Here is a 14,107-nt window from a genome sequence, read left to right on the forward strand (position 1 = left end):
ATGTGAGTCCGCGCCGGCGCCGCGGCCGAGTGCCGCCTGATCTCCCGGGGGCAATGGTGAACGAACGGGACGTCCGGCTCAATAAACTCGCGCAGGGGCTACGCCCCATGTCTGAAGGCATCGAGTGGTTCGACGACCTCGTCCCGGAAGACCAGTCCGAGGTGCTGCTGTTCCTACGCCATCACTGTGTCCAGGCGAGCGCTGTCGCCGACGATGTGCCAGAGAGCATCCGCCGTGCTGGGCTGCGCCCGACGCATACGCCCGCGGTATTGATTTCACGCGGCCGGATCGACGAGCAACTGGGAAAGATCGCCGGTCTCACGCCTCTCGGCGAACGTCGAAAGGCGTTCCGGCTTCTGATCGCAGTCCTCGCGGTTGCCGACGAGCGGCGCCGCGAGCGCTTCTGCTCCGGCGGCTGCGGTCACTGGTGGCACAGACTGTCCGCTGGCTGATCGCTTCGGCCTGGCACAGCGGTGCCGGGCCGGAGCAGGTAGTCACGCGGACTCGGCTCGGTAGATGTCGAGGAGCCAGAAGAATGAGGCGGAAGGTTCCGTACGGGTTGACGTTCGGCTCCATACGGCCCGGGGGCTCGATGCGGCACTGACGAGCAGGGCCTTGCGCAGCCGATCCTCAACCAGCTCCACGGGGCAGATCTCATCGGCGAGCCAGTCGGTCAGCCGTTCCTCGTCGGCGCGGGTCGCCGGGCGGAATTCCGGTCGTCGACTCTTGGCCCCGGGCGTGCCGTTGCCTGACGCGCAGTGGTCGCGGATCGAGCCGCTACTCCCAGATCGGACGCCGCGGCGAGGTGGCCGATGGCGGGACCACCGTGAGGTGATCGATGCGATCGCCTGGAAGTTCCAGACGGCATCGCAATCGGGGCCGCGGCGTTGTCAGTGCTGGGCAGCATGATGACCTTCATGACCGAAACCAGTGCCCTGCTGCTGTCTCCTGCCGCCTATGTGGAGGCTGTGACCACTGCCCTTGCGGCGTCGGCCGCGTACTACGGCGACGGGGCTACCCCGCTTGGTGACGACGAGTACGACGGGTTGCTGCGCGCTATCGCCGCCTACGAGGAAGCCCACCCGGAGGAGGTGCTGGCCGAGTCGCCGACGGGGAAGGTGGCGGGCGGGGCGGTGCAGGGCGATGTGCCGCACTCGGTGCCGATGCTCTCCCTCGACAACGTCTTCGACGCCCCCGAACTCTCCGAATGGGCGGCCGGGCTGGAGCGGCGTCTGGGCCGCCCGGTGGCCGGCTGGTGCGTGGAGCCCAAGCTCGACGGCCTGGCGGTGGCCGCCCGCTACCGGGCCGGTCGGCTGGTTCAGCTTCTGACCCGCGGTGACGGGCTGGCCGGCGAGGACATCACGCACACCGCCGACGCCGTCCTGGGCCTTCCGAAGGTGCTCACCGAGCCGGTCGACGTTGAACTGCGCGGCGAGGTGCTGCTGACGACCGCCCAGTTCGAGGAAGCCAACCGGATCCGCCTCGCCCACGAAGCGGTGCCCTTCGCGCACCCACGCAGCGGAGCGGCCGGCACCCTGCGCGCCAAGGACCGCCTCTACCGGATCGAGCTGACCTTCTTCGCCTACGGCGCGATCGGCCTGGACGATCTCGGCCACACGGCTCTGTTGGAGAAACTGGCCGTCCTGGGGGCGAACACGGCCGCCAGCACGGCAGCCGCCCCGCTGCGCTGCGAAACGGTGGAGCAGGTGCAGGAACGTATCGACGTGATCGCCGGCCTGCGCGCAGAGCTGCCGTTCGGGATCGACGGTGTAGTCGTGAAGGCGGACACGGCCGAGGACCAGCGGCAGGCTGGCAACGGCTCTCGCGCCCCGAGGTGGGCGGTGGCCCGGAAACTGGCGGCCGAGCACAAGGTGACGCGCCTGCTGGCGGTGGAATGGAACGTCGGCCGGACCGGCATCATCGCACCCCGCGCCGTCCTGGAGCCCGTGGTCATCGACGGGGTCACGGTCACCTACGCCACGCTCCACAACCCGTCCGACATCACCCGCCGCGGGCTCATGATCGGCGACCAGGTGTTCGTCTACCGGGCCGGCGACGTCATCCCCCGCGTCGAGGCACCCCTTGCCGACCAACGCACCGGCGCCGAGACCCCGATCGTCTTCCCCGAGGTCTGCCCGCGCTGCGGGGATGCTATCGACACCTCCGAGCAGCGGTGGCGGTGCGTGCGCGGCCGCAGCTGCCAGGCCGTGGCCTCGCTCATCTACGCAGCCGGCCGCGACCAGCTCGACATCGAAGGTCTCGGCACCACGCGCGCCGTCCAGCTGGTCGAGGCCGGCCTGGTCAACGACATCGCCGACCTGTTCACCCTCACCCGGGAGCAGCTCCTCGGCCTGGAGCGGATGGGCGAGACCAGCGCCACCAACCTCCTGACCGCGATCGAGACCGCCCGCGGCGCCGCACTGAACCGCGTCTTCTGCGCCCTCGGCGTCCGCGGCACCGGGCGCACGATGTCCCGCCGGATCGCCGCGCACTTCGGCTCGATGGCCGCCATCCGCGCCGCCGATGCCGACACGCTGGCCGGGGTCGACGGCATCGGGGCGGAGAAGGCCCGCGTGATCACGGCCGAACTCACCGAACTCGCCCCGCTCCTGGACAAACTCCAGGCCCAGCAGGTCGGCATCCAGGTCACCGAACCGCAGCACAAGCCCACCGCCGACGCGAGCGACGCAAGCGGCGGCGAGGCCACGGCGGCCGGGTCGGCGGCCGTGCTGGCCGGGCAAGCCGTTGTGGTGACCGGCTCGATGTCCGGGCCCCTTGCGGCGTTGTCCCGCAACGAAATGAACGAGCTGATCGAGCGCGCCGGCGGAAAGGCATCGTCATCGGTGTCCAAGCGCACCACCCTGCTGGTCGCGGGCGAGAAGGCCGGCTCCAAGCGCGCCAAAGCCGAAGAACTCGGCATCCGCATCCTCGACCCCGAGGAGTTCGCCGCGCTCATCGCCGACCACCTCCCCGCCAGCTGACAACCGCCCAGCGGACGCGTCTGGGTGCTCCTTGACGAAGCCACGTCGTCGGGCCGCGTGCGGAGTGCCTCACCGATTCAGGCAGCGCTCTCGTAGACCACGGTGGTGGTGGGGCAGTCCACGGCGAGTCCGAGGAGGGCTTGGCGCTCGTTGTCGTCGACGGCCAGGTCCCAGCGGAGCTTGATGGCGACCCAGGTCGCCGCGTAGGTGCCGTGGTAGGAGGCGTCGGAAGGCAGCCTGAACGTGGAAGACCTGTACCCGCAGGACAAGCGCGGCAAGATCACCGCCAAGGGCGGCGCGACCGAGTGGATCCACTGGCAGTCCGGCACCGCCCAGATCTTGCCCCGCCTGATCGCCGGCCGCACCCGCAGGCCCCTGTTCCTGACCGGTCGCAAGGCCCCAGCCGGAACCGCGACGCTGGACGTGTGCGAGGAGACCAGCCGGGCCCGGTGCTCCTACCGCCGGCGGGGGGGAGGAGGTCTTCGAGGAGTCCACCCGGCTGCTGGCGAACCCGCTTGCCCGGCGCGAGGACGTCGAGGACCTGGCGGGATGGACATTGCACCGGCTCAGGCACATTGCGTTGACGCACGACGCGGAGAACGGCACGTCCACGCCGATGCTGCTGGCCCGACGACGAGGACGGCGCGGACTGACAGCGTCAGGAGCCAACCAGGGCACCAATCGGCTCGCCGCCTTGGTCGGCGACTTCGCTGCCGGGCTGCTCACAGTGACGCTTCGTACGCCTCGCGGATGGGGGCAGGGATGCGTCCGTTGTCATTGACGAGGTAGCCGTTCGCGCGGGCCCAGAGCCGTATCGCCTCGCCCTCCGGACCGTGATTGTGCATCCGGCCCCCGGTGCTCTCACTTGCGACGCCCGAGGAGACCCCTTCCAGGTGGTCCGCTACATCCCGAAAGAAGGCGAACAACGAGGTGAATTTTCCCTCCTCAGGGTTGGAGCCCTCACTCCAAGACCCGATGCCTCCAGTCTGGGTGTTCAGGAACCTGCCGTAGAAGCCGTCGCTCTCGGCGACGATCGGCACCCACTCACGGCGCCAGGACGGATAGTCCGGGTCTTCGGAGGGTTCCATCTCCTCCATGGCCACCTTGTGTGAGTAGACACGCTCGATGTCCGTGAGCCCGAGAAGGAGGCCGCCGCTGGGGATGACTCCCGCGCATCCCAGCGCCACCAGACATGAGCCGGCATCGGGTTGCTTCCCAGCACCGACGTCGTTCGCCAGGAGCCACTGCCGCAGCTCTTTCGGCAGCTTCAGTCCCATGCGCTCTTCAGCATCGCTGACGGCTGTCGGGCTGCCTGGGCCGCCAAGAGTCGCGAAAACGTCGGGAGCGTTCTGTTCGAGCCAGTTGGTGACGCGGCTCCACGCCTGTTTTACGTCTTCTGCTTCAGGCGTCGGTATTTCACTCATGTGCGATCCCCGACGGAAGGAGCACGCCTGTTCGCGTTGCTTGCCCTCAGGAACCGCAGCACGGGCTCCAAGGTTCTGACGTCATCTATCGAGAACGAAGGCGACCACTGACCATCCATGGGCAGACGGTACGTGGATGCACTGACATCGAACCCCTTGGGCCCCCGTGCTGTTGGGGCCAACCCGTTGGGCGTGATGGAAGGCCTTCGGAGACGGAGTCTCACCATTCTGACGGAGTTCAGCTCAGGGCTGCCCTCCCGCGCCATGATCGGTGAGACGAGCACTCGTCTCCGCCCACGGCCCTCCCGAGACTCCTTGTTCCACCTGTCCTGGGTCTCGACTCAACCTGTCAGCCCGCAGGTCAGCGGCCCTGTCTCTGCAAGATCTAATGAGACGGGACAGCGGCCGCTCGGCGGGCCATCGCGGATGTGGAGGAGTCCGTAGGAGCCGGGAGCAACGGTCGCCACATACTCGAACAGAGCGACGGCATCGGGCGACGAGCGGTGATTGGAATGGCCACCCAGGTGGATGAAGGGCTCGCCGTTCATCCACCGGAGGTCAAGGAGGTAAGGACTTGCGTCGTCATCACCGGCGGTCTCCCTGAGGGTGATCCAGCCGTGGTACTCGAACACGCCATGATCCTAAGGGGGGTCATCCCGCGAGCGCGAGGGCTTCGCCGATCAGGCCGCGCAGTTCCTCGTCGCGGAGAACCATCGGATATCCCCCCTCCGCGGACAGGCGGCGCTCCGACTGCCGGACCGCCAGCAGCGCTTCCCGGATCGCCGGACTGATCTCGCCCATTCGGATCACGGCACGGAGGGCGTCCTGGAAGAAGCCGAAGCCGTCACCGCCGTCGGCGATCGGCAGGATGAACTCCTCCAGGACCCGCATGCTCGGTTCGACCCGGCCCGTGATCTCCCAGAGCGTGATCGCCGCGGTGAGCCGCGGCCAGTACCCGGTGCTTTCCATCGCGACCCGCACGCGGTCCGCGTGCGACGCCGCGTCGCGCCCGAATCCGGCAAGGGCGCTGATCGGCCCGAAGACGGGTTCTTCCGCGGCCGCCACCGCCTCGTCGACGAGCCTCAGAGCAGCCTCGCGGTCACCTCCGATGGCTGCGACCGTCCTGGCCACCAGGTGGTGATTGCCCGGGTAGTCCAGAATCTGGCAGGTCCGTACGGCCTCCTCGGCTGAGGCGGCCGCCGGCCCCATCGCCAGCAGCATCCTGAGCACCGTGACCGAGGTCCGGGTGTCTGCCAGGAGCGGGAGGAGCTCGGGCAGGGCGGGCAGCGCGTCCTCGCCCCAGGCTTCCAGCACCTGAAGGAAGCCGCGGGCCGTGCCCTTGCGGATCGTTTCCCGGATCGCGGGCAGCAGGACGTCCGCGTGCCCGCGCAGCGGGATCAGCACGTCCTCGATCTCCGGCCGCCGGGGCTCACCCACGACATAACCTCGGCCCTGCTCCTCTGCCTGGGCCCGGAGCTGTTCGACCAGTCCCGGCAGCGCTCGTGGGTCATCGATCCGGGTCAAGGCCCACCGGGCGATCTCCCGGACCGTTCCGTCGAGGTACGGGTCGGCCGCGTCGTCGTCGAGCAGGGTGGCGAGCAGATCGGCGTACGGGGCCGCCCGCCGGCCCAGCACCGCGAGGATGTTCGCCGCCCTCAGCCGCACGGCGCCGTCCGGATCGGTCAGCAGGCCGCCGGCGAGCGGCAGCAGGGCAGCCTCCACGGAACGCCGTTCGGTGAGGAGCCGCCACGCGACGTCCAGCCCCTCCCGGCACAGCGCGGCATCGCCGGAGCGTTGCGCCGCTTCGACCGTCCTCACGGCGAAGGCGAGTTCCGCACCGGGGTCGTGCCGGAGCAGCCAGGCCGTCGACACGACCAGGTCCTCGCGGGTCCAGGGACTCTCTATGCCCGGGGTGTACCAGACCGCCTCGAACCGTGGTCGCAGCGTGAGATCGGAGAACACCTTGATCAGTCGGTCCATCTGACGAACCGGCATCTCCCGGTCGGATTTCGCCGAGGCGTGCACGGCCGCGACCCACAGCAACGGGTCGTCACCGTCCAGTACGCCGACCAGGACCGCTCGCGCGTCGTCGGCATGCTCCCTGGCCGCGCCGGAAACCGCCGCGCCGGAAACTGCCGCGCCGGAAACTGCCGCGCCGGCAACCGCCTCGCCCAAGGCGAGCAGCAGCGGCAGCCGTACCGTCGGGTCCGCCTCGACCCGCCACCGCTCCAGCAGCCGTCCGATCCCGACGGGCAGCGCCAGCGCCGCCCGCCGCACCGCCGGCTCCGGGTCCGAGAGCAGTGCCCACGCCCCGGACCAGTCCTCGCCCGTCAAGGCCGGAGCGTGCAGCGCCACCAAGAGTTCGACGAGGCCAACCCGCGCACCCCTGTCCGGGTCGGCCGCAAGGGCGATGATGAACGGCAGGGCGACCGCGGCCGCGGACGGCGTCTCGCGTCCGTCCAGCGTGACGAGAGAGTAGAGCGGGTCGCAGTCACCCTCCACCGCCTGTGCACCCCGCGAGGCGAGCCGACGAAGTGCCCGCTGCACGTTCTTGACCGGTTCCTCCGGAGATGCCGTCTCAAGCCCGTCCCACACGACGGCATCCAGCGCCTCCAGCAACCCCCGAGTCACCACTTCCCCGTTCTTCAATACGTCGTCCTCCCCGCTCCGCCCGTCATCGTCCGGCAGGCGCATCGTCCTGTCGCCTGAATTTCGTGACCGTCGCATCAACGCCGAGCAAGCTGCGCCGCGGAGGCCTCACGCCGACGAATCGACGCAGGCAGAACGCCATGGCAGGGACGGACGGCTTAACGTGAGTGCATGACGGATTGTGCGGAATGCGGCTTCACGTACGACCTCGCCCTGGCTCCCATAGTCTCGGGGCTCGTCAAGGGTCATGCGCGCGAGTACGCGGATCGGCTGTGCGCGCGGTAGAGGCGGACGGAGACCGGATTGTCGTCCTCGGGGGCGTCTAGTGCGTCGATCCCGTCGATGAGGAGGCCGTTGTCGACGCAGAGGTCCTCCCACAGCTTCGGGGTGAGCACCCACATCTCGACGTTCTGGTCCGGGGCGCCGGCGAGCGGCAGGATCTCCGCGCGCGGCGTGACGCTCGAAGAGGGGCCGTGCCCGTGTGAGTTGGTGTGCAGGACGGAGAAGGCGAGGCGCCCGCGGGGTTTCATGGCTGGCCGGAGGGCGGGCAGCAGGCGATGGGGGTCGAGGTAGCCGAAGCCGTGGATGGAGTAGATCACGTCGTAGGGTTCGGCATGGTTCAGGTGGTCGACGGCGTCGGCGTGGATGAGGGTGAGACCTGGGAGGCCGTCGTGGCGGGCGACGGCGCGTGCGTGCTGGCTGGCTGGCTGGCGGATGCTTCGACGGCGTCGACCGTGGCGCCGTGCTCGCGCACCAGGTGGGCGGCGTGTTTGCCCAGGCCGGAGCACAGGTCCAGGACGCGCAGGCCGGTCAGGTCGCCGAGGACTTCGGCGCCGGGGCCGGTCGGCCAGAATCCCCAGGAGATGCGGTCGACTTCCGGGATGTCGGTGCCTCGCTGCAGATGGTGGGTGCCGTACGTGTTCCAGGCGCGGACGTTTACGGCTTCGGGCTCGGTGCTGTGCATGGCGCTCCTTGGCGTCGGGGGAGTGGCGGGGCCGCGCCGGCTGCACGGCCCCGCATGGACCTCTGCTGGGGGCCGAGAGTCAGCGGTCCTGGGCGAGGGCGTACAGCTCGCCGAGCAGACTCCCCTCGGTCGCGACGAGTTCGTCGAAGGAGCCCTGTTCCCGGACAGTTCCCCGGTCAAGAACAATCACTCGGTCGGCCATCCTCACGTTGTCGAGGCGGTGGGTGACCACCACGGTGATCCGGTCCGAGGCCATGGCCCGCAGCTCCCGGAAGATCTGGTGCTCTCCCCGGGCGTCCATCTCGCTGGTCGGCTCGTCCAGGACGAGCACGGCCGGCTCCCTGTACATCGCCCGCGCGCAGGCCAGCCTCTGCCACTGCCCTCCGGACAGCTCGTGGCCGCCCCACACCGACCGGGCGAGCAGCGTCTCCAAGCCCTTGGGGAGTTCACGCAGGGCCTTGGTCATGCCGACCCGTTCGACCGCGTCCCAGATCCGCTCGTCGCCGTGCTCGCGGGGCTGGCCCAGGGTGATGTTCTCCCGGGCGGCGAGCGGCCAGTGCCCGTTCTTCTGCGGCACCAGGCCCACGTGCCGCCACACCGACTCCGCGTCGGCGTCGGTCAGGTCGATGTCGTCCCACAGGACTTTGCCGTCGCTCGCGACGGTCAGTCCGGTGAGCATGCGGATCAGCGTGGACTTGCCGGCGCCGTTCTCCCCGACGAGGGCGACGACTTCGCCGCGGTTCAGGGTGAGGGTGATTGGCTTGACGGCCGCGGCCTCCTTGCTCGGGTATGTGTAGGAGGCGCCTTCCAGTCGGATCTGCTGCGGAGGCCTGGCCAGTACGGTGCCGCGCGCGGTGGTCATGGCGCGGACCTCGTCGATGAAGTCGTAATAGTCGGAGAGGTAGAGGCCGTGGTGGAACATCACCGTGCTGTAGCGGATGATCGAGTTCAGTGCGCGACCCGCGGTCTGCGACGCGACGACCGCGGTGCCCGCGATCGCGGTCGTCATGGCACCGGCGAGGACCAGGCCGGCGAGCGAGGCCCACATGCCGAGGGTGAACAGGCCGCCGAGCGAGGCGGCCAGCAGCGTGATCCGCAGATACGGGCGGGCCCCGGCGACCTCCCGCGTCTCGACGCGGTCGCACATGGACCGGTACCAAAAGTGCAGGTAGCCGCGCATGGTGTTGGCGCGGAGCTCGTCGGCGAGCTCGGCCGTCGTCAGCCACCAGCGCATCATGCCGCGGACATTGCGGGCGGAGATGGTCTGGTCGTGGACGCGGTAGTCGACCCGGGCGGCGATCACGCCGCCGAGACCGCGGGGGACGACGGACAGCAGCAGCACGCCGAAGAGCAGCGGGTGCAAGGTGGTGAGGACCACGGCCGCGGAGGCGAGCTGGATGAGCCCGTTGGTGAGGGTCTTGGCGTCGTCGGCGAGGTCGACGGCGCGCAGCGCGCCGATCTCCGCCGCCTGGCTCCGGTCGCCGAACCCTTCCGCGTCGTAGGCGGCGAGTTCGGCCCGCATGTGGAGATCCACGAGCTGCAGGTCCGCGGCCGAGGCGATCTGCGGGTTCAGGCGCCGGGTCGCCCAGTCCGCGAGGATCCACATGGACGCGCCGGTGGCCATCGCGACGACGGCGACGGTCAGCGCCGGCCACGCCTGGGCCAGGCCCTGGCGGGGGTCGTCGACCATCAGCTGCGGCATGGCCTTCGCGACAGCGGTGAGCATCACCCCCGTGCCGACGCCGGACAGCAGCTGGCACACCACGATCGTCAGTGCCATGTGCCGGTCGACGCACCAGGCCAGGCGGGCCGTCTGGATCAGGGCCGCGGGGATGCGGCGGGCCATGTCCCACAAGGTGGCGTCGTCCATCGCCCGCCGGTGCTTGCGCCCGTTGTAGTCGAGCTCCGGCGGCGCCGAGGGCTGCGGAGCGCCCGTCCGCGCGGCCGGGAGGGACGCCGCTTCGCCGCCGACGGTCGCTGCGGTGGCCGGGGAGTCGGTCCGGTGGTGCGGTGCGGTCATGCGAACACCCCCGCCATCAGCCGGTCCAGGGTGCGCCGTCCGCGTGCGGTGACGCGGGGGTCGTCGAGCTTCGGTCCCCACACCAGGCAGCTCACCGCGTCGATCGCTGCGAGGCACTTCAAGGCGTGCTGCTCCTCGCGCGTGAGGTTGCGGCCGTAGCCCTGGAGGCATGCGGCGCGCAGGTCGGGCCGATCGGTCCAGGTGGAGGACGCCATCAGCACGAAGTCCTGCACGGCGGTCGCGGGCCGGGAGCGCTCGAAGTCGATCCATCCGGCCTGCTGCCGGGATCTCGACCACATGAGGTTGCGGTCCCACGCGTCGCCGTGGATGTACGCGAGCGGCACCGGCGGCAGGGCCCGCAGCTCCTCGGCCAGCCGGCGCACGAGCCTCTGCTCCAGCACGGTCAGCCGGTTCCCGGCCGTCGCCAGGTGCCCCTCGGCGCCGTCAGCAGCGGCTCGCAGCGCCTGCTCTGCCTCGGCCCGGCGACGGCCGGAGAGGTCACCGGCCGAGTGGAGGCGGCCCAGCAGGGCGCCGCCATGCCAGTGCGCGCGGGCTTCCTCCAAGGGCGAAAGCTCCAGCTGCTTGAGCGGTCGTCCTGGGACGGCGGTCAGCAGCAGTGCCAGATCTTCGGCGTTCGAGGCGCGCAGCTGCGGCGCACCGCCGGCGCCGAGGGCCGGTGCGACACTTCGTAGCGCGAACGTTTCGCGCTCGTACATCACGGCCTTGGGTGAGATCTTCAGGTAAAAGCGGGAAGCCCCGGGCAGGTCTAGCTGCCAGACGCGTGAGTTCTCGCGTGGATGGCTGACGTCCTGGACGGCAGGGCGGGCGGCGAGTTCCCGGCTGGCCCACGCGAGCAGGGCGGGAGGCGGAGTGGTCGGGTTGATCATGCCCCCCACCCCGATGACGGTCGTGATGCTGCGGCGAACAGAGCGCGGCGGACGTCGACGGGCCGCCGATGCGCGAGGGCCTCGGCGGCCGCAGCAGGAGGGTTCTCGAGAACAGGGTGAAGGGTGACCAAGCGGACGGGATTCACGATTTCTCCTGGGGTCGGAACGGGGGGGCAGAGCACCCGGGAAACGGACCTGATCGCAGGGCCGCTACGGGCAGCCGCGGGCGACGAGTCGAGTGAAGGTTCGACGCGGGACGCGGACGGCAAGGGCCGTCTGCGTGGGCGGCTCCTCTCGCTTCGTTCGATTCACACGTACGGGGAAGGCGGCGGGACGGTCGCCCGAGCGGCGGCTTGCATGACGCGTCGACAGCACCCGTCTCCTTCGGTGTGGTGCGGCTGTGCTCTGCGGACGGACCCTCGCCCACGCCACTGACAATCCGCAGCTACCAGTACCGTGATCCGGTCATCTCTGGCCTCCCCTCACGCCAGGCGCCACTCGCGCAGGAGAGCGCTTTGACCTGGGGCGATGTCAGAGGAAAGGATTCCTGTACTTTCAGGTCCGGCCCGAGATCCGGCGCCCGCGAGAGTGGCTCGATCTGGTTCGCGGCTGGGTGAGCACCCGGAGCGTCACACCTCTGGGCGGTCGGGACGGCGGCTAGCATCGGCACCTTCGAGGCGGCCGGCACACACCCGGGTGGTCTTCTCGCGATCCGTGCCCGCGTCCGCAAAAGAGCCGCTACGTTCGAACACGCCGCCCCCCGCGGTACCCCCTGTGGAGTTGCGCCGCGCACGAGGTCGGCGCCGCGTACCCCGGCCGGGCGGTGCGCATTGGCCGCCCAGCGCCCCGCGACGACACGGCCACTCATTGGGATAAGCGAACAGAGATCGCTTCGTAAGGACACGTCGGCGTGGTCGTCTGCAGGGACCAGTCCACCGGACGACGAGGGAGGCTCGGGTGCCCGAGCTCTGGGCGGGGACGGATGCCGGCAAGGCCGCGCATCACTGCACGGTGATCGACACGGACGGGACGAAGGTGCTCTCACGCCGGGTTCCCAACAACGAGCCTGAGCTCCTAGAACTGATAGGTGACGTCCTCGCGCTCGCGGCGGACAGCCCGGTGACCTGGGCCGTCGACCTGAACGCCGGCGGCGGCGCTCTACTGATCGCTCTCCTGGCCAACCACGGCCAGCGGCTCCGCTATATCCCTGGCCGGACCGTCCACCACGCCTCCCGTGGTTACCGAGGCGACGGCAAGACCGATGCGAAGGATGCCTACGTCATAGCCGACCAGGCACGGATGCGCCAGGACCTGCAGCCCTTGCAGGAATGGGACAAGATCGCGGTGGATCTGAAGATCCTCACCGCCCGCCGCTACGACCTCGCAGCCGATCGCACCCGCGCCATCAACCGAATGCGGGCACAACTCCTGGAATACTTTCCCGCCCTGGAACGGGCCTTCGACTACGCCGCCTCCAAGGGTGCCCTCGTGCTGATGACCGCTTACCAAACGCCGGCTAGCCTGCGCCGGATCGGCCCGGCTCGCGACCTGGCTGAAGAACCGCAAAGTCCATGGCGCCCAGGCGGTGGCCGATGTGGCCGTCGCCGCGGCTCGGGCCCAGCACACCGCCGTGGCCGGGGAGAGCACAGCGGCCACCGTGGTGAACACCCTGGCCCGGACGGTCCTGGCTCTGGACGAAGAGATCGCTGACATCGACGCACGGATCGCGGCCCGATTCCGAGAGCACCGCCACGCGGAAGTGGTTCTCAGCATGCCCGGCATGGGCCCGTAGCTGGGGGCGGAGTTCATCGCCTGCACCGGCGGGGATATGGACGCCTTCGGCACCGCGGGACGCCTCGCCGGCGTCGCCGGCCTCGTACCGGTCCCACGGGACTCCGGTCGGATCAGCGGCAACATGCGCCGGCCACACCGCTACCATCGCCGGCTCCTGCGTGTGTTCTACCTCTCCGCCCAAATCGCCGCCCGTTTCTGCCCCACGTTGAAGACGTTCTACGACCGGAAAAGAAGCGAGGGCAAGAGCCACAAGCAGGCGATCCTCGCTTTGGCCCGCCGCCGTCTCGACGTCCTATGGGCTCTCATCCGCGACCACCGCACCTTCACCACCGAGCCGCCCCAACCCGATCTCACCTCGGCATAGCGCTCTTGTGACTGTGCGCTCCGTGTGGCCTCTTGGACGCACCTAATCGTTCCCAGGTTGGGCGGTCGGGATCAGAGGGCCCAGGGCAGTCGGAGGGCCTCGATTTCCGTGTCGTTCAGGAGGGCCTCGACAAGCGGGGCGGGGCCCGCCACTTTGGTGGCCCAGAGGTCGTAGTCCGTGCAGAGGACCCAGGACCGGTCCTGGGCCCAGAGGTTGGACGGGGTCCAACCGTCCTCCTCCGGGTGGTCGTACAACGCCTTGGCATCCGCGAGCGTGCCGGCCCGGACGTGCAGGTTGTCGAAGTCCTCAGCCTTCTGCAACAGCGGGTTGTAGTAGGCCAGGCAGCGTGTCTCGGCACCCTGCGGGCTGTGCTCGGTGAGGATGTCGACCAGGCGGTTCCAGTCGGTCCGGTCCAGGCTGCCCTCGGACGGCCCGTCGATGCCGACAGGCCAGCCGCTCGGCTCCCGGAGCGAAGGGAAGGAGCGGTAGCAGGGCCGCCCCTCGGGCGCCACGGGATCACCGGTCCGCCGCGAGAGCTCCGCCCAGCGCAGTCGGCGCCAACGGGGGCCGCGGGGCTCACCCGGCGTCCCCCCGAACACGTCCGCGGGATCGAGGCCCGGGATGATCTCGGGCCCGCCGCCATTCAGCACGGCTCGTTGATACGCGACATAGGACATGTCGGTGGGCCCGAGTTCGTGTTCGTACATGGAGTGGAGCACCCAGGCGGCGTCGGGCAGTGCCGGCGGCATGAAGCCGGTGAGCCCGTCATCGTCGGCCAGGTCCCGCAGCCAATCAGTCTCCCCAGCCGCGGTCAGCGGCCACCGAGCGGTCGCCAGAGCAGCGGATGTCTCGTTCATCCGTTCAGGATCTCACCCGCTGCAACGGCGAGCAGCCAGGATCACTTTCCGGCCTCCACCACGTACCCGACGCCCTTGACAAACATGATTGGGAATCAGTCACACGTATTCGCCGGGCCGCCGAAGACGCTCTGAGAGCGGTGCGCTCACTCATCCCGGACCACGAT

General features: G+C 69.6%; 12 protein-coding genes and 1 pseudogene. 4 read left to right on the forward strand and 9 right to left on the reverse strand.

Translation table 11 applies throughout. From position 1 onward, the window contains the following. Positions 1-107: 107 nt before the first annotated feature. The 3 genes from OHA81_RS33045 to ligA all read left to right on the forward strand — a co-directional run bounded on the left by OHA81_RS33045 (position 108) and on the right by ligA (position 2,981). Entirely contained in the window at positions 108-452 is a 345-nt protein-coding gene (locus tag OHA81_RS33045) for a DUF5958 family protein (RefSeq protein ID WP_443056813.1), read from the forward strand. 64 nt (positions 453-516) lie between these two features. Continuing rightward, a complete protein-coding gene (locus OHA81_RS34740; RefSeq protein WP_443056814.1) occupies positions 517-909 on the forward strand; it encodes a transposase in 393 nt (130 codons plus the stop codon). Continuing rightward, a complete protein-coding gene (ligA, locus tag OHA81_RS33050; RefSeq protein ID WP_329203371.1) occupies positions 909-2,981 on the forward strand; it encodes an NAD-dependent DNA ligase LigA in 2,073 nt (690 codons plus the stop codon). The genes OHA81_RS34740 and ligA overlap by 1 nt, the downstream gene beginning before the upstream one ends. A 77-nt stretch (positions 2,982-3,058) precedes the next feature. Here the strand turns inward: ligA and OHA81_RS33055 are convergent, their stop codons facing one another. The 8 genes from OHA81_RS33055 to OHA81_RS33090 form a co-directional block, all read right to left on the reverse strand. Then, a complete protein-coding gene (locus OHA81_RS33055; protein ID WP_329202887.1) occupies positions 3,059-3,346 on the reverse strand; it encodes a hypothetical protein in 288 nt (95 codons plus the stop codon). Positions 3,347-3,703: 357 nt separating this feature from the next. Beyond that, entirely contained in the window at positions 3,704-4,405 is a 702-nt protein-coding gene (locus OHA81_RS33060; RefSeq protein WP_329202889.1) for an Lsr2 family DNA-binding protein, read from the reverse strand. 341 nt (positions 4,406-4,746) lie between these two features. After that, complete coding sequence (locus OHA81_RS33065) at positions 4,747-5,037, reverse strand: Imm7 family immunity protein (RefSeq protein ID WP_329202891.1); 291 nt, start codon at positions 5,035-5,037, stop codon at positions 4,747-4,749. 19 nt (positions 5,038-5,056) lie between these two features. After that, positions 5,057-7,099 carry a hypothetical protein gene (locus OHA81_RS33070; RefSeq protein ID WP_329202893.1) on the reverse strand — a complete coding sequence of 681 codons (2,043 nt, stop codon included), beginning with the start codon at positions 7,097-7,099 and terminating at the stop codon, positions 5,057-5,059. Positions 7,100-7,299: 200 nt separating this feature from the next. Continuing rightward, entirely contained in the window at positions 7,300-7,653 is a 354-nt protein-coding gene (locus tag OHA81_RS33075) for a hypothetical protein (protein WP_329202895.1), read from the reverse strand. 20 nt (positions 7,654-7,673) lie between these two features. Further along, positions 7,674-8,018, reverse strand: coding sequence for a hypothetical protein (locus OHA81_RS33080; protein ID WP_329202896.1), 345 nt, complete (start codon positions 8,016-8,018; stop codon positions 7,674-7,676). Between the two features lie 79 nt (positions 8,019-8,097). After that, on the reverse strand, positions 8,098-10,038 hold the full coding sequence (locus OHA81_RS33085; protein ID WP_329202897.1) for an ABC transporter ATP-binding protein: 1,941 nt from the start codon (positions 10,036-10,038) through the stop codon (positions 8,098-8,100). After that, entirely contained in the window at positions 10,035-10,925 is an 891-nt protein-coding gene (locus OHA81_RS33090; protein ID WP_329202898.1) for a phosphotransferase enzyme family protein, read from the reverse strand. The genes OHA81_RS33085 and OHA81_RS33090 overlap by 4 nt, the downstream gene beginning before the upstream one ends. A gap of 957 nt (positions 10,926-11,882) precedes the next feature. Here OHA81_RS33090 and OHA81_RS33095 point away from each other — a divergent pair. Continuing rightward, positions 11,883-13,083: pseudogene (locus OHA81_RS33095) on the forward strand (IS110 family transposase). 71 nt (positions 13,084-13,154) lie between these two features. On the opposite strand, the gene OHA81_RS33100 reads toward OHA81_RS33095, so the two are convergent. Next, positions 13,155-13,940: a hypothetical protein gene (locus OHA81_RS33100; protein WP_329202899.1), complete on the reverse strand. Its 786-nt coding sequence runs from the start codon at positions 13,938-13,940 to the stop codon at positions 13,155-13,157. Positions 13,941-14,107 lie beyond the last annotated feature (167 nt).

Origin of the sequence: Streptomyces sp. NBC_00667, assembly GCF_036226825.1 — a bacterium.
Taxonomy (GTDB): domain Bacteria; phylum Actinomycetota; class Actinomycetes; order Streptomycetales; family Streptomycetaceae; genus Streptomyces.

What these genes read in the sequence shown, in the direction of transcription:
- OHA81_RS33100 (WP_329202899.1), bottom strand. Translation starts at nt 13,940, where the DNA reads ATGAACGAGACATCCGCTGCTCTGGCGACCGCTCGGTGGCCGCTGACC.
- OHA81_RS33090 (WP_329202898.1), bottom strand. Translation starts at nt 10,925, where the DNA reads ATGATCAACCCGACCACTCCGCCTCCCGCCCTGCTCGCGTGGGCCAGC.
- ligA (WP_329203371.1), top strand. Translation starts at nt 909, where the DNA reads ATGACCTTCATGACCGAAACCAGTGCCCTGCTGCTGTCTCCTGCCGCC.
- OHA81_RS33070 (WP_329202893.1), bottom strand. Translation starts at nt 7,099, where the DNA reads ATGCGCCTGCCGGACGATGACGGGCGGAGCGGGGAGGACGACGTATTG.
- OHA81_RS33045 (WP_443056813.1), top strand. Translation starts at nt 108, where the DNA reads ATGTCTGAAGGCATCGAGTGGTTCGACGACCTCGTCCCGGAAGACCAG.
- OHA81_RS33060 (WP_329202889.1), bottom strand. Translation starts at nt 4,405, where the DNA reads ATGAGTGAAATACCGACGCCTGAAGCAGAAGACGTAAAACAGGCGTGG.
- OHA81_RS34740 (WP_443056814.1), top strand. Translation starts at nt 517, where the DNA reads ATGTCGAGGAGCCAGAAGAATGAGGCGGAAGGTTCCGTACGGGTTGAC.
- OHA81_RS33080 (WP_329202896.1), bottom strand. Translation starts at nt 8,018, where the DNA reads ATGCACAGCACCGAGCCCGAAGCCGTAAACGTCCGCGCCTGGAACACG.
- OHA81_RS33085 (WP_329202897.1), bottom strand. Translation starts at nt 10,038, where the DNA reads ATGACCGCACCGCACCACCGGACCGACTCCCCGGCCACCGCAGCGACC.